The 24,029-nt window shown below is 62.3% G+C and carries 22 protein-coding genes and 1 tRNA gene; 18 read left to right on the forward strand and 5 right to left on the reverse strand.

The genetic code is table 11. The annotated features are described in order from the left end of the window. Positions 1 to 3: 3 nt before the first annotated feature. Both KJP28_RS16275 and KJP28_RS16280 read left to right on the forward strand, forming a co-directional pair. Positions 4 to 1,191: a DUF898 family protein gene (locus tag KJP28_RS16275; RefSeq protein WP_218393689.1), complete on the forward strand. Its 1,188-nt coding sequence runs from the start codon at positions 4 to 6 to the stop codon at positions 1,189 to 1,191. Next, entirely contained in the window at positions 1,188 to 2,663 is a 1,476-nt protein-coding gene (locus KJP28_RS16280; RefSeq protein ID WP_218393690.1) for a M48 family metallopeptidase, read from the forward strand. Before KJP28_RS16275 ends, KJP28_RS16280 begins: the two co-directional genes overlap by 4 nt. On the opposite strand, the gene KJP28_RS16285 is transcribed toward KJP28_RS16280, so the two are convergent. Then, positions 2,637 to 4,034: a cytochrome P450 gene (locus tag KJP28_RS16285; RefSeq protein WP_218393691.1), complete on the reverse strand. Its 1,398-nt coding sequence runs from the start codon at positions 4,032 to 4,034 to the stop codon at positions 2,637 to 2,639. The two genes, KJP28_RS16280 and KJP28_RS16285, sit on opposite strands and share 27 nt — an antisense overlap. Before the next feature lie 98 nt (positions 4,035 to 4,132). On the opposite strand from KJP28_RS16285, the gene KJP28_RS16290 reads away from it, so the two are divergent. The 4 genes from KJP28_RS16290 to KJP28_RS16305 all read left to right on the forward strand — a co-directional run bounded on the left by KJP28_RS16290 (position 4,133) and on the right by KJP28_RS16305 (position 7,338). Then, a complete protein-coding gene (locus KJP28_RS16290) occupies positions 4,133 to 4,879 on the forward strand; it encodes a hypothetical protein (protein ID WP_218393692.1) in 747 nt (248 codons plus the stop codon). 159 nt (positions 4,880 to 5,038) lie between these two features. Next, entirely contained in the window at positions 5,039 to 6,214 is a 1,176-nt protein-coding gene (gene tuf, locus KJP28_RS16295; RefSeq protein ID WP_218393693.1) for an elongation factor Tu, read from the forward strand. Between the two features lie 163 nt (positions 6,215 to 6,377). Then, a complete protein-coding gene (locus KJP28_RS16300; RefSeq protein WP_218393694.1) occupies positions 6,378 to 6,917 on the forward strand; it encodes a GNAT family N-acetyltransferase in 540 nt (179 codons plus the stop codon). Between the two features lie 25 nt (positions 6,918 to 6,942). Next, positions 6,943 to 7,338: a GFA family protein gene (locus KJP28_RS16305; protein ID WP_218393695.1), complete on the forward strand. Its 396-nt coding sequence runs from the start codon at positions 6,943 to 6,945 to the stop codon at positions 7,336 to 7,338. A 9-nt stretch (positions 7,339 to 7,347) separates the two neighbouring features. On the opposite strand, the gene KJP28_RS16310 is transcribed toward KJP28_RS16305, so the two are convergent. Further along, positions 7,348 to 8,151 (reverse strand): MmyB family transcriptional regulator, encoded by an 804-nt coding sequence (locus KJP28_RS16310; RefSeq protein ID WP_218393696.1) that lies wholly within the window; start codon positions 8,149 to 8,151, stop codon positions 7,348 to 7,350. Between the two features lie 57 nt (positions 8,152 to 8,208). Here KJP28_RS16310 and KJP28_RS16315 point away from each other — a divergent pair, with 57 nt between their 5' ends. Further along, positions 8,209 to 8,589 carry an MAPEG family protein gene (locus tag KJP28_RS16315; RefSeq protein ID WP_218393697.1) on the forward strand — a complete coding sequence of 127 codons (381 nt, stop codon included), beginning with the start codon at positions 8,209 to 8,211 and terminating at the stop codon, positions 8,587 to 8,589. A gap of 63 nt (positions 8,590 to 8,652) precedes the next feature. Beyond that, positions 8,653 to 9,654, forward strand: coding sequence for a zinc transporter ZntB (locus KJP28_RS16320; protein WP_218393698.1), 1,002 nt, complete (start codon positions 8,653 to 8,655; stop codon positions 9,652 to 9,654). Here the strand turns inward: KJP28_RS16320 and KJP28_RS16325 are convergent. Then, positions 9,651 to 10,493 carry a hypothetical protein gene (locus KJP28_RS16325; RefSeq protein ID WP_218393699.1) on the reverse strand — a complete coding sequence of 281 codons (843 nt, stop codon included), beginning with the start codon at positions 10,491 to 10,493 and terminating at the stop codon, positions 9,651 to 9,653. The genes KJP28_RS16320 and KJP28_RS16325 overlap by 4 nt on opposite strands. A 94-nt stretch (positions 10,494 to 10,587) precedes the next feature. On the opposite strand from KJP28_RS16325, the gene KJP28_RS16330 reads away from it, so the two are divergent. The 4 genes from KJP28_RS16330 to nusG all read left to right on the forward strand — a co-directional run bounded on the left by KJP28_RS16330 (position 10,588) and on the right by nusG (position 14,419). Next, a tRNA-Trp gene (locus KJP28_RS16330) sits at positions 10,588 to 10,663 on the forward strand. A 142-nt stretch (positions 10,664 to 10,805) separates the two neighbouring features. Next, positions 10,806 to 13,325 (forward strand): hypothetical protein, encoded by a 2,520-nt coding sequence (locus KJP28_RS16335; protein ID WP_218393700.1) that lies wholly within the window; start codon positions 10,806 to 10,808, stop codon positions 13,323 to 13,325. A gap of 77 nt (positions 13,326 to 13,402) precedes the next feature. Then, the gene (gene secE, locus KJP28_RS16340; RefSeq protein ID WP_218393701.1) at positions 13,403 to 13,600 is read left to right on the forward strand and encodes a preprotein translocase subunit SecE; all 198 of its coding nucleotides are present in this window, start codon (positions 13,403 to 13,405) and stop codon (positions 13,598 to 13,600) included. A gap of 285 nt (positions 13,601 to 13,885) precedes the next feature. Continuing rightward, a complete protein-coding gene (nusG, locus tag KJP28_RS16345; protein WP_218393702.1) occupies positions 13,886 to 14,419 on the forward strand; it encodes a transcription termination/antitermination protein NusG in 534 nt (177 codons plus the stop codon). Between the two features lie 86 nt (positions 14,420 to 14,505). Here nusG and KJP28_RS16350 read toward each other — a convergent pair whose 3' ends face one another. Further along, positions 14,506 to 15,129, reverse strand: coding sequence for a YdeI/OmpD-associated family protein (locus KJP28_RS16350; RefSeq protein WP_218393703.1), 624 nt, complete (start codon positions 15,127 to 15,129; stop codon positions 14,506 to 14,508). A 232-nt stretch (positions 15,130 to 15,361) separates the two neighbouring features. On the opposite strand from KJP28_RS16350, the gene rplK reads away from it, so the two are divergent. From rplK to KJP28_RS16365, 3 genes are all read left to right on the forward strand, one after another. Continuing rightward, entirely contained in the window at positions 15,362 to 15,787 is a 426-nt protein-coding gene (rplK, locus tag KJP28_RS16355; RefSeq protein WP_218393704.1) for a 50S ribosomal protein L11, read from the forward strand. Position 15,788: 1 nt separating this feature from the next. Next, positions 15,789 to 16,487, forward strand: a complete 699-nt coding sequence (rplA, locus tag KJP28_RS16360) for a 50S ribosomal protein L1 (protein WP_218393705.1) — start codon at positions 15,789 to 15,791, stop codon at positions 16,485 to 16,487. 215 nt (positions 16,488 to 16,702) lie between these two features. Further along, the gene (locus tag KJP28_RS16365) at positions 16,703 to 17,383 is read left to right on the forward strand and encodes a hypothetical protein (protein ID WP_218393706.1); all 681 of its coding nucleotides are present in this window, start codon (positions 16,703 to 16,705) and stop codon (positions 17,381 to 17,383) included. A gap of 69 nt (positions 17,384 to 17,452) precedes the next feature. On the opposite strand, the gene KJP28_RS16370 is transcribed toward KJP28_RS16365, so the two are convergent. Then, on the reverse strand, positions 17,453 to 18,172 hold the full coding sequence (locus KJP28_RS16370; RefSeq protein ID WP_218393707.1) for a dimethylsulfonioproprionate lyase family protein: 720 nt from the start codon (positions 18,170 to 18,172) through the stop codon (positions 17,453 to 17,455). 451 nt (positions 18,173 to 18,623) lie between these two features. On the opposite strand from KJP28_RS16370, the gene rplJ reads away from it, so the two are divergent. The 3 genes from rplJ to rpoB all read left to right on the forward strand — a co-directional run bounded on the left by rplJ (position 18,624) and on the right by rpoB (position 23,983). Continuing rightward, complete coding sequence (gene rplJ / locus KJP28_RS16375; RefSeq protein WP_218393708.1) at positions 18,624 to 19,136, forward strand: 50S ribosomal protein L10; 513 nt, start codon at positions 18,624 to 18,626, stop codon at positions 19,134 to 19,136. A gap of 72 nt (positions 19,137 to 19,208) precedes the next feature. Continuing rightward, positions 19,209 to 19,586 (forward strand): 50S ribosomal protein L7/L12, encoded by a 378-nt coding sequence (gene rplL, locus KJP28_RS16380; RefSeq protein ID WP_218393709.1) that lies wholly within the window; start codon positions 19,209 to 19,211, stop codon positions 19,584 to 19,586. A 245-nt stretch (positions 19,587 to 19,831) separates the two neighbouring features. Next, positions 19,832 to 23,983: a DNA-directed RNA polymerase subunit beta gene (gene rpoB, locus KJP28_RS16385; protein ID WP_218393710.1), complete on the forward strand. Its 4,152-nt coding sequence runs from the start codon at positions 19,832 to 19,834 to the stop codon at positions 23,981 to 23,983. The last annotated feature ends 46 nt before the right edge of the window (positions 23,984 to 24,029 follow it).

Consider the following 24,029-nt stretch of genomic DNA (forward strand, 5'->3'; position numbering starts at 1 on the left):
CCGATGGCGCTTGCGGACCTGACCACGACATACGCAGGCCGCAAAGGCGCGATGTTCAAACTGGCGCTCGTGACCGGTCTGTTCACCGTCCTGACTGCTGGCATCTACCGCTTCTGGATGAAGACCCGGATGCGCCGCTATTACTGGTCCGCGATCCGGCCCGGTGGCCAACCGCTCGAATACGTCGGTCTGCCGACCGAGAAACTGCTCGGGTTCCTCACCGCGGTCGTCTTCCTCGCTTTCTACATCGGGATCGTGAACTTGATCCTGATGTTCTTCTCCTTCTCGCTGTTCCAGGGCAACGCGCCGGCCTATGCCGTGTCGGTCGTCGGGGTGACCCCGCTCATCTTCTTCGCCCAGTATCGCGCCCGCCGCTACGTGCTCGCCCGCACCCGTTGGCGTGGCATCCGCTTCGGGCTTGAACCCGGCGTGATGGGCTTCATCTGGCGCTCTTTGCTCCACTGGGGCCTGACTGTGGCCACCTTCGGCCTTTGGTGGCCCGCCAAGACGTTCTGGCTCGAGAAATACCGCACCGACCGCACCTTTTACGGCACCCGACGGATGCATCAGGGTGGGCGCTGGTTCATACTCTACCCGGCCACGCTCCACATTGTCATCGGGGCGGCGATCATTGCGCTCACAGGTGTTCTGGTCTGGCAAATGGACGGGCCCGAAGCCGCCCCGCTCGGGGCCATCGGCTTTTTCTGGATGGTCTTCGGCTTCGCGCATTACAAGGCGCAGGCCTTCAAACGCCTGACCGAAGCGAAGTCAGGCGGCGACATCGGCTTTCGCACTGAGCCCCGTTCGGGCCGCGTGCTGGGCATCTACCTCGGCGGGATGGCAGCGATCCTCGGCATATTCACGGGTGCGCTTTTCGTGCTCGGGTTCGTTTCGGCGGGTCTTCTCGCAGCCTTCGGGTTCGCCGTGGAAAACTGGATCGAGGGCGAGGATCTGACGGCTATCCCGGCCTTCGTTCCGATCGTGATCGGCCTCGTGCTCTACTTCGGCGTCTTCATCTTCTATGGCGTCCTGAAGGAGGTGTTCATCACACTCCCGATGGCGCAGCACTTCTCGGAAGTGACCGAAATCACAAACCCCGCTTCTCTCTCTGAAATACGCCAGCGCGATCGCGACGAGTTTGCCGAGGCCGAAGGCTTCGCCGATGCCCTGCCACTCGGAGATGCGTTTTGACAGACGACGCGCAGCCAAAGGTCTATGCCACGTTCAGAATGGGCAACGCCAAGCGGGAAGAGCGTGTGTCGCTTGAGCTTTCGTCTTCCGCCCTGATCCTCGTGACCGATACGGGCTTCAGGCTCCCATGGGGCCTTCGTGGACTCGTGGAGGTGCCCGGGGAGGCCGGCTCTCTGACCGTCTCCGATGGCGCCGAAAGCCCCGCACGCCTGACAATCGACGACCCGGCCATCGCCTCTCACCTCCGCAGCGTCGCCCCGCAACTCGCCAGTCGTGACATTCCATCCGACAGCCACGAAGACGCGGCAGGCAAAGTCTTTGCGCAATTTGCGGATGGCAAGAGTGCCTTGATCCACCGCGTCATGCTCCAACTTTCCGACACCCATCTGGAAATCGTCCATTCGGACGGTGCCCGCCAGCAATGGGCACTGATCCACCTGCGCGCGCTCAGGGATCAGGCTTATTCAGACGGGTTGGTGGTCAAGGACGGTCACGGCACGACAGCGCGCCTGTTCATCGACAATCCCAATATCGCCAAACATCTCAGGCAGGTCGCGCCCGATCTCGACCAACGTGCACCGGTCACGAATTGGGGCCGGATCACCGGCTGGGCCGGTGGTGCCGTGGCGTCCGTCGCGCTTATCATCTTCGTTCTGGTCCCGATCATGGCCGACCAGCTCGCGACTTATCTGCCGCCCGAAGGCGAGGCGGCGCTGGGCGACGCGACATTCGAACAGATCAGAACGGCGCTCGGCGAATTCGACGCTCCGGTGAAGCTCTGCGAGGACCCCGAGGGGCGGGCGGCCCTGGACAAGATGGTGGCGCGGCTCAATCCCGACCCGGATCTTCCTTACCCCGTTAAGCTCGCAGTCCTGGACAATGATCTCGTGAACGCCTTCGCCCTTCCCGGTGGGCGCGTCGTTCTGTTTCGCGGGATGATCGACAAAGCCGAGAATCCTGACGAGATCGCTTCGATCCTCGCCCATGAATTTGGCCATGTCGTGAACCGCGATCCGACCCGCGACGCTTTGCGCTCTGCAGGGTCGATCGGTGTCCTTGGGCTCCTCTTCGGTGATTTTGCAGGCGGCACCGTGGTCCTCATGCTTTCGAACCAGCTTATCAACGCCAAGTATTCGCAAGCCGCCGAAGCAGGGGCGGACGATTATGCGCATGACCTGATGACCCGCGCCAACCTCGACCCCGGTGCGCTGGGCTCGATTTTTCAGAGATTGATGGACGAATATGGCGATGCCGAAGGCATCATGGCGCATCTCGCGTCGCACCCGAGCATGCGCGCGCGCATCGCGGCGGCGCAGCAGGCCGCGTCGGGCGGCGATTTTGGCCCGCCATCCATCACCAGCGCGGAATGGAACGCCCTGCGAGGCATCTGCGGTCCCCGGTCTGTGGACGACGAAGGACTGAACGAGGATTCGACTGACACGCCGTCAGGCGGTCTCAGCACCGACAATTGACGGATCGTGCGCAGCAGGTTCGAGAGGTTCTGCCTGTAGCCAGACGCCACCGCCCGGTCTCAGAGACAGGATCATGACCGGCTCCGGCTCGCGCCCCTCGACCGGATTGAACCTGAACCGGGACAAGAGCGTGGCGAGCACGATCACAGCCTCCTGCAACCCGAAATCCATGCCAAGGCATACGCGCGGTCCCGCGCCGAACGGCAGATAGGCGAAGCGGTCGATTGCTTTCGGGTCCGCGAACCTGTCCGGGTCGAAGGCGTCGGGCCGGTCCCAGACACCTTCGTTGCGGTGCAGCGCATAGAACGGCAACAGCATGACATCGCCCGGCCGCACTTCGCGGTCCCTGAGCTTGTCATGCGCCGTGGCGGTGCGCGACAGCATCGCGACCGGCGGATAAAGCCGCATGGCTTCCTGCACGATCTGCCGGATGTAGCCTAAGTGCGGCACGTCTTCCGCGGTTGCCGCCCGCCCGTTCAGAACCTTTCGCGCCTCCGCGCTGGCCTTCTTCTGCACCTCCTGATCGAAACCCACGAGGTAGAGCGACCATGACAGGGCGAGTGCGGTCGTCTCGTGCCCGGCGACAAGGAACGTCAACAGGTTGTCGCGAAGCTCTTCTGCGCTCATGGTGCGGCCGGTTTCCGGGTCCGATGCCCCGATCAGCAGGTCGAGAAGCGGGGGCGGGTCCGCCGCCTCTCGCCCCATCCGTGCACGCACAGCGGCATCTGCGGCGTTCCGCAATTCGGCGATCAGGAAACGTGCGACGGTCCTGCCGGGCCGTGGCACGACAGCCGGAACCTGAAGTATATCCAGGAACGATGCGCGTCCCGCTGTTTCCAGATAGCGGTCGATGGCCCGGTGCGCGACTTCACGCGGGATCGCCGTGTCTTCGGACATGGATACGGCCGCGATCACCTCGAACGCGGTCTGGAGCATCTCCGCGTGCATGTCGAGCGGACCGTTTGCTTTGGCCACCCTCACACAGGCCTCTTCTGCCGCTTGCGTCATCACGGGGGTCAATGCGGTCAGGTTTCGCGGTGCGAAAACCGGCATCGCCGCCCGCCGCTGCCAACGCCAGTGCGCCCCTTCGGCAAGGAATATCCCATTGCCGAGAGCTGGCCGCAGCATCGCCTGCGCCTCTTCCGATTTCGGGTAATCCTCGGCCGCGTCCTTGAGGATGCGGCGCAGCGAAGGCGGGTCCATCACCATGTGGAACCGCCGCACGACGTGCCCCGAAACGATCGGTTGCGTGAAGGCGATTTTCGGCAGAAGCGCCAGAGCATTGCGCTGCATCGCACGGACCCCGGCGAGAAACCCGCGCGGGCGGGAAGAAATCGGGACGGCGACAGGCAATTGATTTCGCGTCAACATGCCTGAAACTACTCGCCGAATGCCGCTCACGGCAAGCTCTCGAATTGAACTGAAGCGCGACAGCGGCTATCACCAAGCGAATCTTACGAGGAGTGACCATGCCCCGCCTATCCAAATTCGCCGCGATGGCCGCCGCCGCGCTCACGCTGACCGCCTGTGCGACGACCGACGATCTGGCGGACGTGCCCGAACCGATGGGCCGCTTTCTCCTCGGCCATTCCGTAACCGTTGTCGAGCAGCCGGAGATCGGGCCGTTCTCCCGCGAAGCGACCGACGAAGCCTGGGAAGAAGCGATCAATTTCGCGATGGAAGAGCGCTTCGGTCGGTATGACGGTGACAAGTATTTCCACATCGCGACCAAGGTGGACGGCTACGCGCTGGCAATGGTCGGCATTCCGCTCGTCTTCACGCCCAAATCCGTCCTCGTCGCGAGCGTGACGGTCTGGGACGACGAGAAGGGCACCAAGATCAACGAAGACCCCGAGATTTTCTCGGTGTCGGAAGAGCTTTCGGTCGAGCAACTCATCGGTACAGGCCTGACCAAGACCGCCGACGAACAGATGCTCTCGCTGTCACGTGCGCTGGCCAAGCGCGTTCACCAGTGGATGCTCGAGAACCCGGAATGGTTCGGCGACGCGTCCCTCATGGATCCGGCGACCACCTCGGCAGGCAAACCCGCCCCGACAGCCGGTACGATCCCGCCGCAATTCGCACGGGTCAAAGACGGCGAGCTCGAGGGCGGCGAGGAAGTCGGCGGCACGTCCACCGGCGTCCAGAGCGAGGTCGAAGGCTCCGGCTCGACGCAGACGACCGTCGGCGAAACCATGGTGGAAAGCTCGTCCTGAGCGACGGCTCGGGGCGTCCGGCGCCCCGGCCAATTCTCAAGGCACGCCACGGATGCATATCTTGCTTATCGGCTTGATTTTCCCCCAACCAGCGGCTAACGAGCCGGCGGTGTAATATTCCGGGTGCTGGGCACCCCCAACAAGACGAGGCGATGGCCAATGGCTAAGGAAAAGTTTGAACGCTCCAAACCGCACGTGAACATCGGCACGATTGGTCACGTTGACCACGGCAAGACGACGCTGACGGCGGCGATCACGAAGTATTTCGGTGACTTCCAGGCATACGATCAGATCGACGGTGCGCCGGAAGAGAAAGCGCGCGGGATCACGATCTCGACGGCGCACGTGGAATACGAGACGGATGCGCGTCACTACGCCCACGTCGACTGCCCCGGCCACGCCGACTACGTGAAGAACATGATCACCGGCGCGGCGCAGATGGACGGCGGCATTCTGGTGGTGAACGCGGCCGACGGCCCGATGCCGCAGACCCGTGAGCACATCCTGCTCGCCCGTCAGGTCGGCGTTCCGGCGCTTGTCGTGTTCCTGAACAAGGTCGACCAGGTCGACGACGAGGAGCTTCTCGAGCTCGTCGAGATGGAAGTCCGCGAACTGCTCTCCGAGTACGAATTCCCGGGCGACGACATTCCGATCATCGCGGGCTCCGCTCTGGCCGCCATGAACGGCGAGAACCCGGAGATCGGCGAGAACAAGATCCGCGAACTGATGGCGGCTGTCGACGAATACATCCCGACGCCGGAACGCGCCGTGGACCAGCCGTTCCTGATGCCGATCGAAGACGTGTTCTCGATCTCGGGCCGCGGCACGGTTGTGACCGGTCGTGTCGAGCGTGGCGTGATCAACGTTGGCGACGAGCTTGAAATCGTCGGCATCAAGGACACGACGAAGACGACCTGCACGGGCGTCGAGATGTTCCGCAAGCTGCTCGACCGTGGTGAAGCCGGCGACAACATCGGCGCGCTTCTGCGTGGTATCGACCGCGACGCCGTCGAGCGGGGCCAGGTGCTCTGCAAGCCGGGTTCGGTGACGCCGCACACGAAGTTCGAGTGCGAGGTCTACATCCTGACGAAAGACGAAGGTGGCCGTCACACGCCGTTCTTCGCCAACTACCGTCCGCAGTTCTACTTCCGCACGACGGACGTGACCGGCACCGTGACGCTGCCCTCGGGCACCGAGATGGTGATGCCGGGCGACAACCTGAAGTTCGAAGTCGAGCTGATCGCCCCGATCGCGATGGAAGAAGGCCTCCGCTTCGCCATCCGCGAAGGCGGCCGCACCGTCGGCTCCGGCGTCGTGTCGAAAATCGTCGCCTGATCGCTTTGACCCTGCGCCGGTGGTTTGACGCACGAGCACCGCAAGCCAGGGTTCCGAACGAGTAATCCGGAAAGGCCGCCTCTTGGGGCGGCCTTTTCATTTGCCTTTCACGTCATGTGCAGCGCCCTATGGCGAATGCCGGATCAGTTTGCAAAAATGTGGAATGGAAAAGTTCGACCCCGCCACCGCAATTCGGCAGTTTTCGACCGACCGCCTGGATGTGGCGCATTGGGATACCGCACTGGACCATCCCGAAACGCGCGCCAATCTGATGGACCAGATTGAAGCGCTTCTCACGCCACCTGTCCTTGCGCCGCTCCCGCCCCATTTCGCGTTCGACCGGAACAATGCCGACGACTGGATCGCCGCACGCCGTGAAACGAGCGAGGTCTACCTTGTCGAGCGTCGCGACCGTCCCGGTCTGGCTGGGCTGCTGATCCTCGCTGAAATCGCGCCACGTGAATTGTATCTCGGCTATCTCCTGGCGGAAGCCCAGTGGGGGCAGGGGGTCGGAGGCGAACTTGTACGCGGCCTCGTGTCGGTGCTCACGCGGCATCCTCCACTCGAAGTCTCGGCGCAGGTCGTGACCGAAAACATCGCATCCGCACGCCTACTGCTCGGCGCGGGTTTTCGCGAAACCGGCTCCGACGACGAGATCCGGCGCTTTCTCCTGACACTTTCCGACAGCACCCCCACGCTATGATCCCGGCATAAGACTGGAGATCATCATGACCGAGAAAACATACCACGGAAGCTGCGTCTGCGGCGCCTGCCGCTTCGAGGCACAGATGGACCTCTCGCAGGGGACGACGCGCTGCAACTGCACGGCCTGTCGCAAGCGGCGCACTTGGGCTATCACTGTGCCGCGCGACGCCCTGACCGTGACGCAGGGCGAAACAATCGGCTACCAGAAGGCGGTGGTCGACTACCGGTTCTGCCCGACCTGCGGCACGACCCTCTACGGGTTGGCCGACATCCCGGAAATGGGCGGGTCCACCGCGACCATCGCAATTGCTACGCTGGACGATGCCACGCCGGAGGAGCTGATCGCCGCGCCTGTGAACTGGGTCGACGGGTTGCATGACGATTGGTGGAGTACGCCCGACGAGGTGCGACATCTCTGACCCCGGTGCCTATTGCCCCGCGGCCAGAAGCATCGCCTCGCTGTTTTCGTCCACCGGGATCATCAGCTCGATCTCAAGCCCTTCGATGGCGGCCTCCCGCACCGACCCAAGATGGGCCGACATCGACGTCATGCGAAGCGGCACCCCGCCCGGCCCCCTGAACACGATCGGAAGCACAGGCCCACCTTCGCCTCCTTCCGCGATCCGCTCGGGCACATGCGCGAACGTGCCCGCCGCGCGTTCCCGGTCCAAAAGCGCTGCCAGCTTCGGCGCTTGGATCGCGGCGGCCTGAAGCCGGAAATAAAACATCATCGAGACGTCGTCCCAATTCAAAACGTTCTCCCGAAACGCAGGACTGAACATCACCTCGAACAGGGAGGCGCGCGTGTTCGCGGTCTCTCCCCCGAACATCGCGAACAAGGCATGACCGGCAGCATTGGCACGCAAGACGGTCCAGTCTTCGTCGAGCACGAAGCCTGCGAAAGGCCAATGGCGCAAAACACGGCGTTCAAGGCTGTCCAGAAGCTCGGTCAACTCCGCCGTGCCGAAATCGCGCCGCCGATAGGGGTTCTGCATCCCGGCCGCATCGAACAATGCCGCGCGTTGCAAAAGCGAAAGCGACAGGTCGGTGGCGAGCCGGATCACGAAGCTCGGAGACGGGCGCGACCGCCCGGTTTCGAGAAACGAGATATGCCGCTGGGTCGACCCGAGCGCCTCGGCCAACCCAAGCTGCGACAAGCCAAGATCGGCGCGCATGGACTTCAACGCCAGTCCGAAGGACGACTGCATCATACCCTCCAAGGGAATTGCCACGATTACCTCCGCTTTCTATCCCGAATGGGCAAAAGGACCAAACACAGGGAGACCCCCATGCTTACTTGGCTGCTCATTGGAACGCTCGTCTATGTCGTCACCTTCTTCGTGCCGAGTTTGTTCCTCGTCGGCGCACTCGGCGTCGGCAAATACCTCGGCTCGCGGGATGAGGAACCCGAAGCCTCGCCCGTTCACGGACGCGCCAAGCGTGCCAATCGGAACTTCAATGAGAACTACCCGGTCTTCATGGGGCTCGGCATCCTCGCGCTGGTGGTGGCCGAGGCGGATGTGGCAATGGCCACGACCGGCGCGATGATCTTCGTGATCGCCCGTGTCCTCTACCTCCCACTCTACATGGCCGCTGTGCCCGTGGTGCGCTCCCTCGTCTATATCGCAGGCCTTGTCGGGCTGATCATGATGGGGCTGGCGCTGATCTGAGACCGACCAGGACAGGGGGTCTACCCCCTTCCCAATCCGCGCGCGCTCGGCCAATCTGCCTCCATGTTCGACAACCATATCAAGTATGCCCATGTGCTGAACGGGGAAGAGCGAGGGCGGGAACTCGATGACGAGACCCTGCGCCACGTGCTCAAGGCCGACACGCTGGGCTGGGTCCATCTGGACGGCAACCACCCGGACGCGGCGGAGTGGATCACCGAGCATCTCGACTACCTCGATCCTCAGGCGGTCGAGGCGCTGCTCGATCCTGCCTCTCGTCCCCGCCTGACGCCTTTGGGCGACGGGCTGATGATCATTCTTCGCGTCATCAACTTCAACGAGGGCGAAGACCCGGAGGACATGATCTCGCTCCGTGTCTGGATCGACGCCCACCGCATCGTCACCGTATCCCTGCGCCGCGTGCGGGCTGTCGAACGGCTCGACGCGGCCCTGTCGAAAGGCGAGGGGCCGCGCACATCGGGCGAATTCCTGTCTCGGTTGATCGAGGACATCACGGGAAAGATCGGCGGGTTTCAGGCCGATCTCGACGAGCAGATGGAAGCACTCGAGGACCAGATCGTGCGCGAGGAGGATGACGGGCTGCGGGCCGAGGTCGTGAACCTCCGCCTGAAAGTCATCGCCGCCCGCCGCTTTATCGCGCCCCAACGTGACGTGATCCACGGCATCGCGGCCTCCCGCTCTCCCGTGATCGACGACGAAACCCACCGCGAGGTCGAGGAGGAAGCACAGAAGATGACACGGATCGTCGAAGACCTCGACGAGCTGCGCGAACAGGCGATGGTCCTGCGCGAAGAACTGTCCTCGCAACTGTCCGACCGCCTCAACCGCAACATGTTCGTCATGTCGGTCGTGTCGGTGATCTTCCTGCCCCTCGGGTTTCTCACCGGGCTTTTCGGGGTGAACGTCGGCGGCATGCCGGGGGTGAACGACGGCGACGCGTTCTACTGGCTTGTGGGCTGGCTCACCCTTCTCGTCGCACTGCTCGTGTTTTTCCTCTGGCGCGTCCGCTGGATCAGGTTCGGCGCACGCCGCCGCAGACTTTAGCCCGGGCGCGCCACCATCTGCCACGCGGCGCGTTTGCCGGGGGATCGCTCGACCGCGTCGATCAACTCGACCAGCCGGTCTTCCGTTCCGAACCGGGCGAACACTTCGCGCATGTCCAGAAGTGTGCGGATCATGTCGTCATCGGTGATCCCGTCCAGCCGTGCAGCGTCGAGCGTCTCGGCCTCCAGCACCTCCACGCAGCCGAAGATCAGCGCGTCGTCCGTCGCGTGGCCAACCGGCTCGAACACCGCGCCAAGCCGCGCCATATGCACCGCGACCCACGGCTCCCGCCAATGCAGCGCGCCGCGTTGAACCACGACCGATCCGGGACGCAAGGCGGGGTAGAACACCCGTGCGATCTCGTCGGTCGTCTCCGTCGATTTGGTCGCGTCGATGAACAACACCTCGATGGCCGCCTCGCGGTCCCAGGTCGCGTCTTTTAATTCCCCCGCATGGAGCATGATCGCGTCCCCCCACGGGGCCAACAAATCGGTCGCCACGCCTCGCGAGTCCTCTCCCTCGAACGGCGGCACGCCCTTTGAATAAAGGAATTGCGCCTTGTGCGCGTCCGATATTGCGAACCTGTCGAACGCATGGAAGCGCAGCGTCTTGCCCGCACCCCGCGCGCCTTCGGCCATCCGCGCCACCGGCCCACCGACGAAAGATCCGATGTCCACCAGCGCACCCCAGCCCGACGCCCACTCTGCCCCCAGCCAATGGCAAAGGAGCTGCTCTTCATGGGCCAGCATCGTCGGCACGCCCGCCGCCGCCCCGAGCCGTCCGGGTCCACCCGCGAGCCACGGCCCCTCCTCGAATATGGCGAAATCCGTCGATGTCATTGGCAAGCAGGTAGCACGCACCAACCTGCCGGAAAAGCTTGGCGAAAACCCCTTGAAAGCCACCCACCTTTGGCGTATCTCCTGCGCCGGTCCTAGGGGTATAGCTCAGCTGGTAGAGCGACGGTCTCCAAAACCGTAGGTCGCGGGTTCGAACCCTGCTGCCCCTGCCAATTTCCCACCAGATCGACAGCACGAACCGCGCCTCCTGCGACACGGTGGCACGCCGTTCCCCGCAAATATCCACTCATTGCCCCAATCATGCCGGATTTGGGCGTTCAATTTAGGCAAAACAAACCTGTGACGGGTCGTGTGATGCGCCTAATAATCCTGCTTTTTACGCTTCCCTGGTGGCTCTATTTTCCAATGGCGGCCGGTATTTTCTATATCGGCGACCTCGCATTCGACCAACAGGTCGACCGGCAGGCCAGATACACCGAGGCGCTTGCCCTGGGCATTCCCGAACTTGTGGATCTCAGCGAATATTCTGCGACGTCACATCGCAATCCGGCCTTCGAAGTCAACGTGAACGGCTGGATCAACACCGACTACAACTACAACCTGATCCAGCGCACGAACGGCGTGAAAACCTCAGAGCGGCACATGTATGTGCTTTTTGGCGAGGGCGACGGACGCGACAGCAGGATCGTGAAGGCAGCGATGCTTCTGACCCCCCAGGAGAAAGACACCTTCATCAATCGAATGGACGAGTTCGTTTCGGGTTCCCGAAACGGCGACCACACGTTTCGCTTCAACGGCTTCGCCTACGATACCGCGTCCATGAGCAGCATGGCCAACGAAGCGCTCGCGGAACAGGGCCTGACCAAGGGGGACGAATTCTTCTTCCTCGAGCCGTTTCTCAACGGACGCGAAGCGGCGCTGGCGCCGGTGGAAGATGGACCCGAGAACACGCGCCGGACCGCGCGTCTTCTGGCCGCTCTCGCGTTCCTTTATGGCATCGCACGAAAGGTCCTGAAGTCCAGCCCGAAACGTGCGACCGCCTCAGAGCCTGACCCGATGGAGGCAACCCGGTCTTATGCGCCCAAAGCCCCCGGCGGCGCCAACAAGGCGTATGACTACGATTACGCCTTCGCCGCCAAACAGCGCGACGTGGGCCTGTCACAGAATGTCACGCCCGACAGCCCGCTGGGACGTATCGCCATGCGCAACGCTCAGGCCCAGGCGCACGCGGAGCCGACCGCGCCCGAGCGGTTCGAGGCCGACACCTCCTCCCAATTCCTGTCGATGCGCGGCGAGTATGTCGAAACGCGCAAGCGGGGAGGCCCGCCGATCCGGCTCTTGGTTCTGGGCGTGATTGCCTGTGGCCTGTTCCTGCCGGCGGTGAAGGTCCTTGATCTGGAACTTGGCCTCAACACCGCGCCCACGGCCAACACCACGCAAGCGCCCATCGTGACCGAAGTGGCGAACGATCCCGCGCCCGACGGCGCCCCGATTGTCGAAAACGTGACGAACGATCCTGCTCTTGCAGCCGCGCCGGACGCCGCCACTCCCGTCGAGAGCGCGACAGCCGATAATCCGGTTGTCGAAACCTCCGGGGCAGGGGCCGAGTCCATCTTCGACAAGGTCACCGGGTTTTTCTCCCCCTTCCTCATCTTCGTAATCATCGCGGCGCTCTTCATCATGAAAGCCCGCCGTGACGCGACCGCTGCACAGAGAAAGCCCGCGGCCCGTGCACCCCTGACCTTCGCGCCCGATCCGGCCGAGGCGGAAGCGCAGCGCAAGGCCCGTGCGGCAACCCAGCCGGCCCTGCTTCATCCACATGACGCAGCGGCCAAACGACTCGTCGAAGAAAGCTGGACCGGGTTCATCCGCTCGGCCAAACGCAGCGCCATCGCCTATGGTGTGATCGGGGGCGGTGGTTTCGGCGTCTCGGTCCTGCTTGCATCGACCGGCGACGAGGTCTTCGCCGGCATCGTCAACATGTTTTCGACCGTCGGGCTTTTCCTCGCCACGCCAGTCGTGGGCATCGTCCTGCTCGTAAAATATCTGAAATACCGCGCGGCGGCGAAATCCGTTGGAACCGACATCATCGAACCTTCGGTCGGCCCGGCCCGCATCCCGGATGCGATACCCTCCATCGCGGCTTCTTCCGAGGCCGATTTCGAGCCGCAAACGCCGGTCGACGAAGAAGTGCCGTCGGCAAAGGTCGGCTTCGGCACACGTGTCGCACGTATGTTGGTCCTGCTCGCGTTCCTCGCGATCACCGGCCTCCTCGTCGCGCATCGCTTCCAGTTTGCCGAACATCCGCTTGTTGCGGATCGGCCTTTCGCCTTTCTGTTCGATGGCGAAGCCCTTGCCGCGCAACTCGGCATTTCGCAACTTGCCCTCTACGGCGGCGCAATCGCGGCCTTCGTCGTTCTGGGGCTGATCTTCGCTCGGTTGGCCAATGCCAAGGCGACCCCCCGACAATCTGAATCTGCTCGAACATCGCCGATGGCCGTCATGGCAATCGTCGCAGCCCTCGGTGTCCTCGGTTTCCTTGGATGGGAGTTCATGACCGCGAATGAAATCATGCCCTATCCGAGCGTCGGCGGTATCGCCGGGGCGCTCATCGGCGGAGCCTGGGGGGTGCGCCGGTTCAATGCGCGCAAAGCTGCGCAAACCGAGGTCACACATACCGGCCCCACCGCGATCCCGACCACGGCCAAGCCAGCGACCAAGGTGAGCGACACGCTTCAGGGCTCGCGCGCATGGGTGCGTCAGACCGCGCGCACCGCACCCGCGTCCGCGCGGCACGTCACCGTGAACCCACGCAAGAAAATGCGCGTCGACCCGTTCGAGAAGCTGGCGATGGAAGCACGCGGGCAGTTGTGACCGGCGATTTGGCCGTCATGACTTGAAAACCCGTCCGTCTTGGCGTATCTGCCCGCTGTTCGACAAAGGCTCAGATCATGGCAAAGACCAACCCGCTCCAGTTCATTCAGCAAGTCCGCTCGGAAGTGTCCAAGGTCGTTTGGCCCGGACGCCGGGAAGTGATCCTGACGACAGGCATGGTGCTGGCGCTCGCCATTCTGGTTGCGATTTTCTTTTCGCTCGTCGACTGGGGCATTCGCTCGGGCTTGACGGCCGTCCTGGAACTCTTCGGTTAATCTCACCCGCGACGCGCTGTCAAGGCAGGTGCGCGTCCCGGTAGAACCTTCCGTATGCGTATCTTTGCCATACGCTTTCCATACGTGTTCCATACGTAATACATACGTGGAATTTCTCCCGTCCCACCCATTGGTGCCCTAGGCTTGAAAAACCTTCCACGCGGGGGTAAGTGAAGCGCCATTCCCCCAGGCGTGCACCGATTCGAGTTGCACGCCGGTTTTTTATCTCCGGGGCAAAAGTTGAAAAAGGTCGCGCTGGCGGCCCGTTGGAACAGGAAAGATACGATGGCCAAACGGTGGTATTCCGTGAGCGTGCTCTCGAACTTCGAGAAGAAGATCGCCGAGCAGATCAAGACTGCCGTGGAAGAGGCGGGTCTGGAAGAACAGATCGACGAAGTCCTTGTTCCGACTGAAGAAGTTATCGAAGTCCGCCGCGGCAAGAAGGTCACGACCGAGCGTCGCTTCATGCCGGGCTATGTCCTCGTTCACATGGAAATGTCCGACGAAGGCTACCACCTCGTGAACGGCATCAACCGCGTCACCGGGTTCCTTGGCCCGCAAGGCCGCCCGATGCCGATGCGCGATGCCGAGGTCGAGGCGATCCTTGGCCGCGTCGAAGAAGGCGTCGAAGCGCCCCGCACGCTCATCACCTTCGAGATCGGCGAAAAGGTCAACGTCACCGACGGCCCGTTCGAAGGCTTCGACGGCATGGTCGAAGGCGTCGACGAAGACAACCAACGCCTCAAGGTTTCGGTGTCGATCTTCGGTCGCGCCACGCCGGTCGAACTGGAATACACGCAGGTATCAAAACAGGCGTAAGTTTCTGATATTGTTACATGAAGGCGCCGCGATTTCGCGGCGCTTTTCGTTTCGGGGTTCCGCTCATCTTCGAGCAGACCGTGCGTTCAGCGTTCCATAGCGCCTTTGCCTGCAAGGATTTTCGGACGAAATTTCTCGATCCGGGCAAAGCGGGTTTCGGGTTTCTTGGCCTGGTTCAGGTTGAACGCATAGCTCTTCTGCCGACCCGGTGTGAGGTCATAAAAAGCTTCCGCAAGTTCAGGGTCACCGTCCAGCGCCTCGATCAACTCGTCGGGCATTTCGACCACCGTCTCGAGTTTCGGCGGTTTCGTCCCACGCTCGGCATGGTCCATCAATTCGGCCAGATACGCCCGGATGGTCTCTTCCATCCGCGCCGGGCCGTCGTTGTCCGTGAAGTAGAGCACGTTGGAGATCCGGCTGTTCGGACCGCCCGGTTTCAACACGCCTTCGGGGTCTTTCAACAGACTGCCGTTCAGGAACGTGAACCGGAAATCCTCGCGAAACGCACCCATGAGCGCGATGTTTCGGTCGGCATGCATATAGCAGGGATGCGCCCATTTGACGTGTTCTGACAGCCCCATATCGAGGCAGATCTCGCGGAGCTTGTTCTGCCCCCCGGTCCAGAGTTGGATCGAACAATCAGGCGTGTCGAACCGGTCGCAGCGCCCGCAGCCGCGCGTGAAATAATCCTCGATGTCGGTGATCATCATGCCTTGTTCCTCGAAACCCGTATCCCGGACCCTACGCCCGGCGGGGATTTGGTTCAAACGAATCCCTTGCCATGCTGTCTCCAAGGGTCTAGAAGCCGCGCCACGCAGGGCAGCCGCGAGGTATGCCCTGTTATCCATTGTGGGAGGCGAGGCGGTCGCGACCGTCGGACCAGACCACGACGACATAGGCGGTGGATCGCGTTCCACCGTTGTTGAACAAAGGAGTTAGCCAATGGCTAAGAAACTTGCTGGCACGATGAAGCTGCAGATCCCTGCAGGTCAAGCCAACCCCTCGCCGCCCGTCGGCCCCGCGCTGGGTCAGCGCGGCATCAACATCATGGAATTCTGCAAGGCGTTCAACGCCAAGACGCAGGAAATGGAGCCCGGTGCGCCGTGCCCGACCGTGATCGAATACTATCAGGACAAGTCCTTCACGATGGACATCAAGACGCCCCCCGCGTCTTACTACCTGAAAAAAGCTGCCAAGCTGAAGTCGGGCGCGAACGTTCCCGGTCGTGAGACCGTGGGTTCGGTGACCCCGGCGCAGGTCAAGGAAATCGCGGAAGCGAAGATGAAAGACCTGAACGCCAACGACATCGAAGCTGCGATGCAGATCATCCTGGGCTCCGCCCGCTCCATGGGCATCGAGGTGAAGTAAGATGGCTAAGCTTGGAAAACGCACCACCGCTGCCCGCGAAGCATTCGCCGGCAAAGAAAACGTTTCCGTCGAAGAGGCCGTCGCGCTGGTCAAGGCCAACGCCAATGCCAAGTTCGACGAAACCGTGGAAATCGCGATGAACCTCGGCGTCGACCCGCGCCACGCCGACCAGATGGTCCGCGGCAAGGTCTCGCTGCCGAACGGCACCGGTAAAGAGGTCCGCGTGGCCGTCTTCGCTCGCGGCGACAAGGCCGAAGAAGCCAAGGCCGCTGGCGCCGACATCGTCGGTGCAGAAGACCTGATGGAAACCGTGCAGGGCGGCGAGATCAACTTCGACCGCTGCATCGCCACGCCGGACATGATGCCCGTCGTCGGCCGCCTCGGCAAAGTCCTCGGCCCGCGCAACCTGATGCCGAACCCGAAAGTCGGCACCGTGACCATGGACGTGAAAGAAGCCGTCGAAGCCGCCAAAGGCGGTGAGGTTCAGTTCAAGGTCGAGAAAGCGGGCGTGGTTCACGCCGGTATCGGCAAAGCCTCGTTCGATGAAGGCAAGCTGGTCGAAAACGTGCGCGCCTTCGTGGACGCCGTTTCGAAAGCGAAGCCGGCTGGCGCCAAGGGTTCCTACATGAAAAAGGTCGCCATTTCGTCGACCATGGGCCCGGGTGTCTCGATCGACGTGGACAGCGCCACCGGCAACTGAGCTGAGTTCAAAACGATTACGCAAGGGGCGGGCCGCGTGGCTCGCCCTTTTCGTTTTCGGGCGGCGGATTGTTACTGATGTCCCGTGCGAGCGCGGCGCAACTTCGCTCACTGAGCCGTGCTGCACAGTGTCGCCTTTTTTCAGCCAAGTCTTCGTCTCTCTTTGGTGACAATTCACGCAAGCGGTAGGTGAAACTGCTGAATGAGGAGGCATGAATGACCAAGACTTCGAACGTAATAACCAAGACCATAAAATCATCCGTCGCCGCGTTGGCGATGACGACGCTCGCGGCGATGCCGGTCGCGACCGGAGTCACAATGCTGAGCGCCGATGCGGCAGTCGCCGCGCCGAAAGAAGGAAAAGGCGGTAATCGTGGTGGTGGAAATCGCGGCGGCAACTCGAACCGTGGCGGGAATTCTTCGTCTGCACGTGAAGCCGGAAGCCATGGCTCCGATCGTGCCGCATCCGTCAAGGGCGGCGCGCGCGGTGTCATCGCGCGGGAACTTGGCAGTATGAACGCAGCCAATGCGAGCCCAACGGCGCTTGCCAATGCATCCCCGAATTCGATGCCGGGAAAGCTCTATACTTACCAACAGACTGGCGGGCTGACGATCGACGATATCACCGAGATCAACAATGCGCGGACCAGCTACAACACGCTCGTCTCGATGACCGAAGAAGACATCCTCGCAGCCTATGATGCGGATGGCGATGGCGAATTGTCGGACGAGGAAGCCGAGACCTACGACGCGGATCTCTCCGCTGCGAAAACCGATGTCGATACGCTGGAGTCGGAATTCGGTGACGCCTATGCGGCGCTGGCGGCAGTGAGGGACGGTTCGCTGACCCTGTCGGCCGCAGCGCTTGCAGAACTGAACGCGATGCTCGGTCTGTAAGGACAGGCCCAGCAGTTGAACAGGACAGGCGCGGCCTTCTGGTCGCGCCTGTTGCACGTCAGAAGTCACTCAGATGCCGTGTTCCACGCGCGCTTTGGTGGTCCGCGAGAATTTCATCCCTGGCGTGGCGAGCCGTTCGCCCGGTCCGATCCAGGCATAGGCGAGCAGGCAGGGATCGGTGCGGCCAGTGGTGATACGGTGTTCGGTGCCGGGCGTGTTGAGGATCAGTGAACCGGGCGCGTAGACGGCGGTCTGGTTTTCGGACCACGCGCCGCAAACCGAGATATAGCTTTCCTCGATCTCGTGATGCGAGTGCTGCGGGTAGGTCGTCTGGGGCGCGAACAGCACGAAACCGAGGATCAACCGCTCCGACATGATCGGCCCCTGCGGCCCCGCAATTTCGCAATACGCGTACTTCTTTTCCAGCGCGCGCGGCACTCTTTCGTAGCCGTATTCCCAGGTCAGCCGGTCAGAGACACGCTCCAGCGCCGTGCTCATGCCGATCATCGGCGTGCGCCGTCCAAGGTCGAAGGCGCGGGGCAGGTGGGCGGTGACAGGTTTGATGTCGGGGGTGCGGTTCTCCACGTCGGGGTTCGCGTCGAGTATGGCCGATATCGCTTCGCGCACCCTTTTTCGGTGCGACCGGATCGCCGTAGACCCGCCGTCGGACCCGTCACGATAGAGGAACTGGAACTCTCGCAGCAGGTAGATCCAGCTCGGGCTGTCGGCGAGGCGTTCCGGGTCCGGCGTCAGGTCGGGGGCTGCCCCAAGTTGATAAGGTTCGGACATCGCGCCTCTCCTTTCAGGTCTGCGTCCATCCGTTTCATCATGGCTGGCAGTCACGCATCTCGTCCACGAGCGACACGCAGACGTCGTTTTTTCGTGCATAAAGCGGGATTTCCGTGTAGTGTCGCCCTATCCCAAAGGCCACAGGCCGACGCGCGCCCGTATCACGGTTCGCGCGATTTAGGGGTTGGAAACCCTCTCGAAAGCGCCTATCTACCCCTCACGTGGACCAGCGTGCGATTCGTCGTGCGCTGTTTTGCGTTTCGTCCGAGACGGTGGGTGGCTGCAATCCTGTATCCATAATTCCTGCCTGAGACGGGAAAGACGAGATTTCTTCAGGCCGCTACGGCGACCTCGGAGCGACTTGGATGGACCCGTACGGACCCAATCATCGGGGTTCGCCCCGGTGCAACATGAGCCGGAGGGTCACACCCTCCATACTTGGAGTGAAACTGTGGATAGAGCCCAAAAAGAGAAAGTGGTCGAGGAACTCGGCCAGATCTTCGAAAGCTCTGGCGTCGTCGTGGTAGCCCACTACGAAGGTCTCACGGTTGCTGAGATGCAGGACCTGCGCGCGCAAATGCGTGAAGCGGGCGGGTCCGTGCGTGTTGCCAAGAACAGGCTCGCCAAGATCGCTCTGGAAGGTAAGCCGGCGGCTTCGATCGCTGAATACCTGACGGGCATGACCGTTCTCGCCTATTCCGAAGACCCCGTGGCTGCGGCCAAGGTCATGGATAAGTACGCCAAGGATAACGAAAAGCTCGTCATCCTCGGAGGTGCTATGGGCGAGGATGCACTGGACACCGCTGGTGTCGGCCGTGTCGCCAAGATGCCGTCGCGCGAAGAGCTGCTCGCTCAGATCGCGTCCATCCTTGGTGCACCCGCGTCCGGTATCGCCGGTGCCATTGGCGCCCCTGCTTCGAACATCGCATCCATCCTTTCCACAATCGAGGAAAAGGCTGCGTAAGCAATCTGGAGACCGACGTAGCGACATATCGCACTTCGTTGGAACACACCTACTAGAAACGGAAACAGTACAATGGCTGATCTGAAGAAACTTGCTGAAGAGATCGTGGGTCTGACCCTTCTCGAAGCCCAGGAACTCAAAGAGATCCTCAAAGAAGAATACGGCATCGAGCCCGCTGCTGGCGGCGCTGTCATGATGGCCGGCCCCGCTGGCGACGCCGGTGGCGACGCTGCTGAGGAGAAGTCGGAATTCGACGTCGTCCTCAAGTCGGCTGGTGGCAACAAGATTGCCGTCATCAAAGAAGTCCGTGGCATCACGGGTCTCGGCCTCAAAGAAGCCAAAGACCTCGTCGAAGCCGGCGGCAAGATCAAAGAAGGTGTCGAGAAGGCGGAAGCCGAAGACATCAAAGGCAAGCTGGAAGCAGCTGGCGCCGAAGTCGAGCTGGCCTGATCGGTCCGCTCTGCCGGGTTGCGATCCGGTGCGAAATCAAGGCTGGGTCCGGAGAAATCCGGGTCCAGCCGAACCTGTCTTGGCGAGGGCCTTCTGAAAGACCCTTCCCAAGGCGCGGTTCAAAGGATCGGGAAGGGGCCTGTGGGAAGGCTCCTAGAATGGATCCGAACCCCCGTTTCGAACGGCTCGCAGTCCGGTGCCCCGACGGACCTGCAAGTCAGTGAGAAAAGAAAGGTATCGACCTTATGGCTCAGACCTACCTCGGCCAGAAACGTCTTCGTAAATATTACGGCAAAATCCGCGAAGTCCTCGAGATGCCGAACCTCATCGAGGTTCAGAAGGCGTCCTACGACCTGTTCCTCAACTCCGGCGACCAGCCCGAGCCGATGGACGGTGAAGGCATCAAGGGCGTGTTCCAGTCGGTTTTCCCGATCTCGGACTTCAACGAGACCGCCACGCTCGAATTCGTCCGCTATGAGCTGGAAACCCCGAAATTCGACGTCGAGGAATGCCAGCAGCGCGACCTGACCTATTCCGCGCCGCTCAAGGTGACGCTTCGCCTGATCGTGTTCGATATGGACGAGGATACCGGCGCCAAGTCGGTGAAGGACATCAAGGAGCAGGACGTGTTCATGGGTGACATGCCGCTCATGACGCCGAACGGCACCTTCGTCGTGAACGGCACCGAGCGCGTGATCGTGTCCCAGATGCACCGTTCGCCGGGCGTGTTCTTCGACCACGACAAAGGCAAGACGCATGCTTCGGGCAAGCTGCTCTTCGCCTGCCGCATCATTCCCTATCGCGGCTCGTGGCTCGACTTCGAGTTCGACGCGAAGGACATCGTGCACGCACGGATCGACCGTCGCCGGAAACTTCCGGTCACGACGCTGCTGTATGCGCTGGGTCTCGATCAGGAAGGCATCATGGATGCCTATTACGAAACGGTCGATTACAAGCTGAAGAAGAACAAGGGCTGGGTGACCAAGTTCTTCCCCGAGCGCATCCGCGGCACGCGCCCGGCGATGGATATCGTCGATGCGAAGTCCGGCGAAGTGCTGTTCGAGGCTGGCAAGAAAGTGACGCCTCGCGCGGTCAAGAAGCTGATCGACGAAGGCGACGTGACCGAGATTCTCGTTCCTTACGATGCCATCGCCGGCCGTTATGTGGCCCGCGATATCATCAACGAGGAAAACGGCGCGATCTATGTCGAAGCCGGTGACGAACTCACGCTCGAATACGACAAGGACGGCGATCTGATCGGCGGTACCGCGAAAGAGCTGATCGACGCGGGCATCACCGACATTCCGGTGCTCGACATCGACAACATCACGGTCGGCCCCTACATCCGCAACACGCTTGCCGTGGACAAGAACATGAACCGCGACACCGCGCTCATGGACATCTACCGCGTGATGCGTCCGGGCGAGCCGCCCACCGTCGAAGCCGCGTCGACACTGTTCGATCAGTTGTTCTTCGACTCCGAGCGCTACGACCTGTCCGCCGTGGGCCGCGTGAAAATGAACATGCGTCTCAACCTCGATGCCGAGGACACGATGCGCACGCTCCGCAAGGAAGACATCATTGCCTGTGTTAAGGCGCTGGTGGAGCTTCGTGACGGGCGCGGCGACGTGGACGACATCGACCACCTCGGCAACCGCCGGGTGCGTTCGGTCGGCGAGCTGATGGAAAACCAGTACCGCGTCGGGCTGCTTCGTATGGAGCGCGCGATCAAGGAACGTATGTCCTCGGTCGAGATCGACACGGTCATGCCGCAGGATCTCATCAACGCGAAACCCGCAGCCGCGGCGGTGCGCGAATTCTTCGGCTCCTCGCAGCTCAGCCAGTTCATGGACCAGACCAACCCGCTTTCGGAAGTCACGCACAAGCGTCGTCTCTCGGCGCTCGGGCCGGGCGGTCTGACCCGCGAACGCGCAGGCTTCGAGGTGCGCGACGTGCACCCGACCCACTACGGTCGCATGTGCCCGATCGAGACGCCGGAAGGCCCGAACATCGGCCTGATCAACTCGCTCGCCACCTTCGCGCGGGTGAACAAGTACGGCTTCATCGAAACGCCCTACCGCAAGGTCGCGGGCGGCAAGGTGTCGGACGAAGTGCAATACATGTCCGCCACCGAGGAAATGCGTCACACCGTGGCGCAGGCCAACGCGCATCTCGACGAGAACGGCAAGTTCGTGAACGAGATGGTCAACACCCGCCAGTCGGGTGAATACACGCTGGCCCCCTCGGAAAGCGTCGACCTGATCGACGTGTCGCCGAAACAGCTGGTCTCCGTGGCCGCCTCGCTGATCCCGTTCCTCGAGAACGACGACGCGAACCGCGCGCTGATGGGCTCGAACATGCAACGTCAGGCGGTTCCGCTTCTGCGGGCCGAGGCGCCGCTCGTCGGCACCGGCATCGAGGGCAAAGTCGCCGTCGACTCCGGCGCTGCGATCCAGGCACACCGCGCCGGCGTGATCGACCAGGTGGATGCCACCCGGATCGTTATCCGGGCGACCGAAGACCTCCAGCCGGGCGATCCGGGCGTGGATATCTATCGTCTGCGCAAGTTCCAGCGGTCCAACCAGAACACCTGCATCAACCAGCGTCCGCTGGTGAAGGTGGGTGACACGGTCGGCAAGGGCGAAGTCATCGCCGACGGCCCGTCCACCGACCTCGGTGAACTGGCGCTCGGCAAGAACGTCGTCGTCGCCTTCATGCCGTGGAACGGCTACAACTACGAGGACTCGATCCTGATCTCCGAGCGCATCGCGCAGGACGACGTGTTCACCTCGATTCACATCGAGGAATTCGAAGTCGCCGCCCGTGACACCAAGCTCGGACCGGAAGAGATCACCCGCGACATCCCGAATGTCGGCGAGGAAGCCCTGCGCAACCTCGACGAAGCGGGCATCGTCTATATCGGCGCAGACGTCGAGCCGGGCGATATTCTCGTCGGTAAGATCACGCCGAAGGGCGAAAGCCCGATGACGCCGGAAGAGAAACTGCTCCGCGCCATCTTCGGCGAGAAGGCGTCCGACGTGCGCGACACGTCGCTCCGCGTGAAACCGGGCGATTTCGGCACGGTCGTGGAAGTGCGGGTGTTCAACCGCCACGGCGTCGAGAAAGACGAGCGTGCGCTGCAGATCGAGCGTGAGGAAGTCGAACGTCTGGCCCGTGACCGGGACGACGAGCTCGCCATCCTCGACCGCAACATCTATGCCCGCCTGCGGTCCATGATCGAAGGCAAGAAGGCCGTCAAAGGCCCGAAAGGCGTGAAGGCCGGGTCGATGATCGACGAGGCGCTTCTGGAAAGCCTGAGCCGCGGCCAGTGGTGGCAGCTTGCCCTCGAAGACGAGGCGGATGCGCAGCAGGTCGAAGCCCTGAACGCCCAGTACGAAGCCCAGAAACGTGCTCTCGAGCACCGTTTCGAGGACAAGGTCGAGAAGGTTCGCCGTGGCGATGACCTTCCGCCGGGCGTGATGAAGATGGTCAAGGTCTTCATCGCCGTGAAGCGCAAGCTTCAGCCGGGCGACAAGATGGCCGGGCGTCACGGGAACAAGGGTGTGATCTCGAAAGTGGTGCCGATGGAGGACATGCCGTTCCTCGCGGACGGTACTCCGGTCGACTTCTGCCTCAACCCGCTTGGCGTGCCGTCGCGGATGAACGTCGGTCAGATCCTCGAAACCCACATGGGTTGGGCCGCGCGCGGTCTTGGTCTGAACATCGACGAGGCGCTTGGCGAATACAAACGCTCCGGCGATCTGACCCCGGTGCGTGACGCCATGAAGCTGGCTTACGGTGACGACGTCTACGACGAGGGCATCTCGGACATGGACGAGGGCAGCCTCGTCGAAGCCGCCGAGAACGTGACCCGCGGCGTGCCGATCGCAACCCCGGTCTTCGACGGTGCCAAGGAGCCCGAAGTCAACGACGCGCTGACGCGTGCCGGCTTCGACACCTCCGGTCAGTCGGTGCTCTTCGACGGACGGACCGGCGAGCAGTTTGCCCGCCCGGTGACGGTCGGCGTGAAGTACCTGCTCAAGCTGCACCACCTTGTCGACGACAAGATCCACGCGCGTTCGACCGGCCCGTACTCCCTCGTCACCCAGCAGCCGCTCGGTGGTAAGGCCCAGTTCGGCGGTCAGCGTTTCGGCGAGATGGAAGTCTGGGCGCTCGAAGCCTACGGCGCGGCCTACACGCTGCAGGAGATGCTCACCGTCAAGTCGGACGACGTGGCAGGCCGCACGAAGGTCTACGAGTCGATCGTCAAGGGCGAGGACAACTTCGAGGCCGGCGTGCCGGAGAGCTTCAACGTGCTCGTCAAGGAAGTCCGGGGTCTCGGCCTCAACATGGAACTCCTGGATGCGGAAGGGGAGGACGAGGAGGAAGAGGTCTGATGACCTCGCCCCTCGCCCCCTACCTGACGCAACAGATTTGAGGAAT

Source organism: Maritimibacter dapengensis, from assembly GCF_019218265.1.
GTDB classification, from domain to species: domain Bacteria; phylum Pseudomonadota; class Alphaproteobacteria; order Rhodobacterales; family Rhodobacteraceae; genus Maritimibacter; species Maritimibacter dapengensis.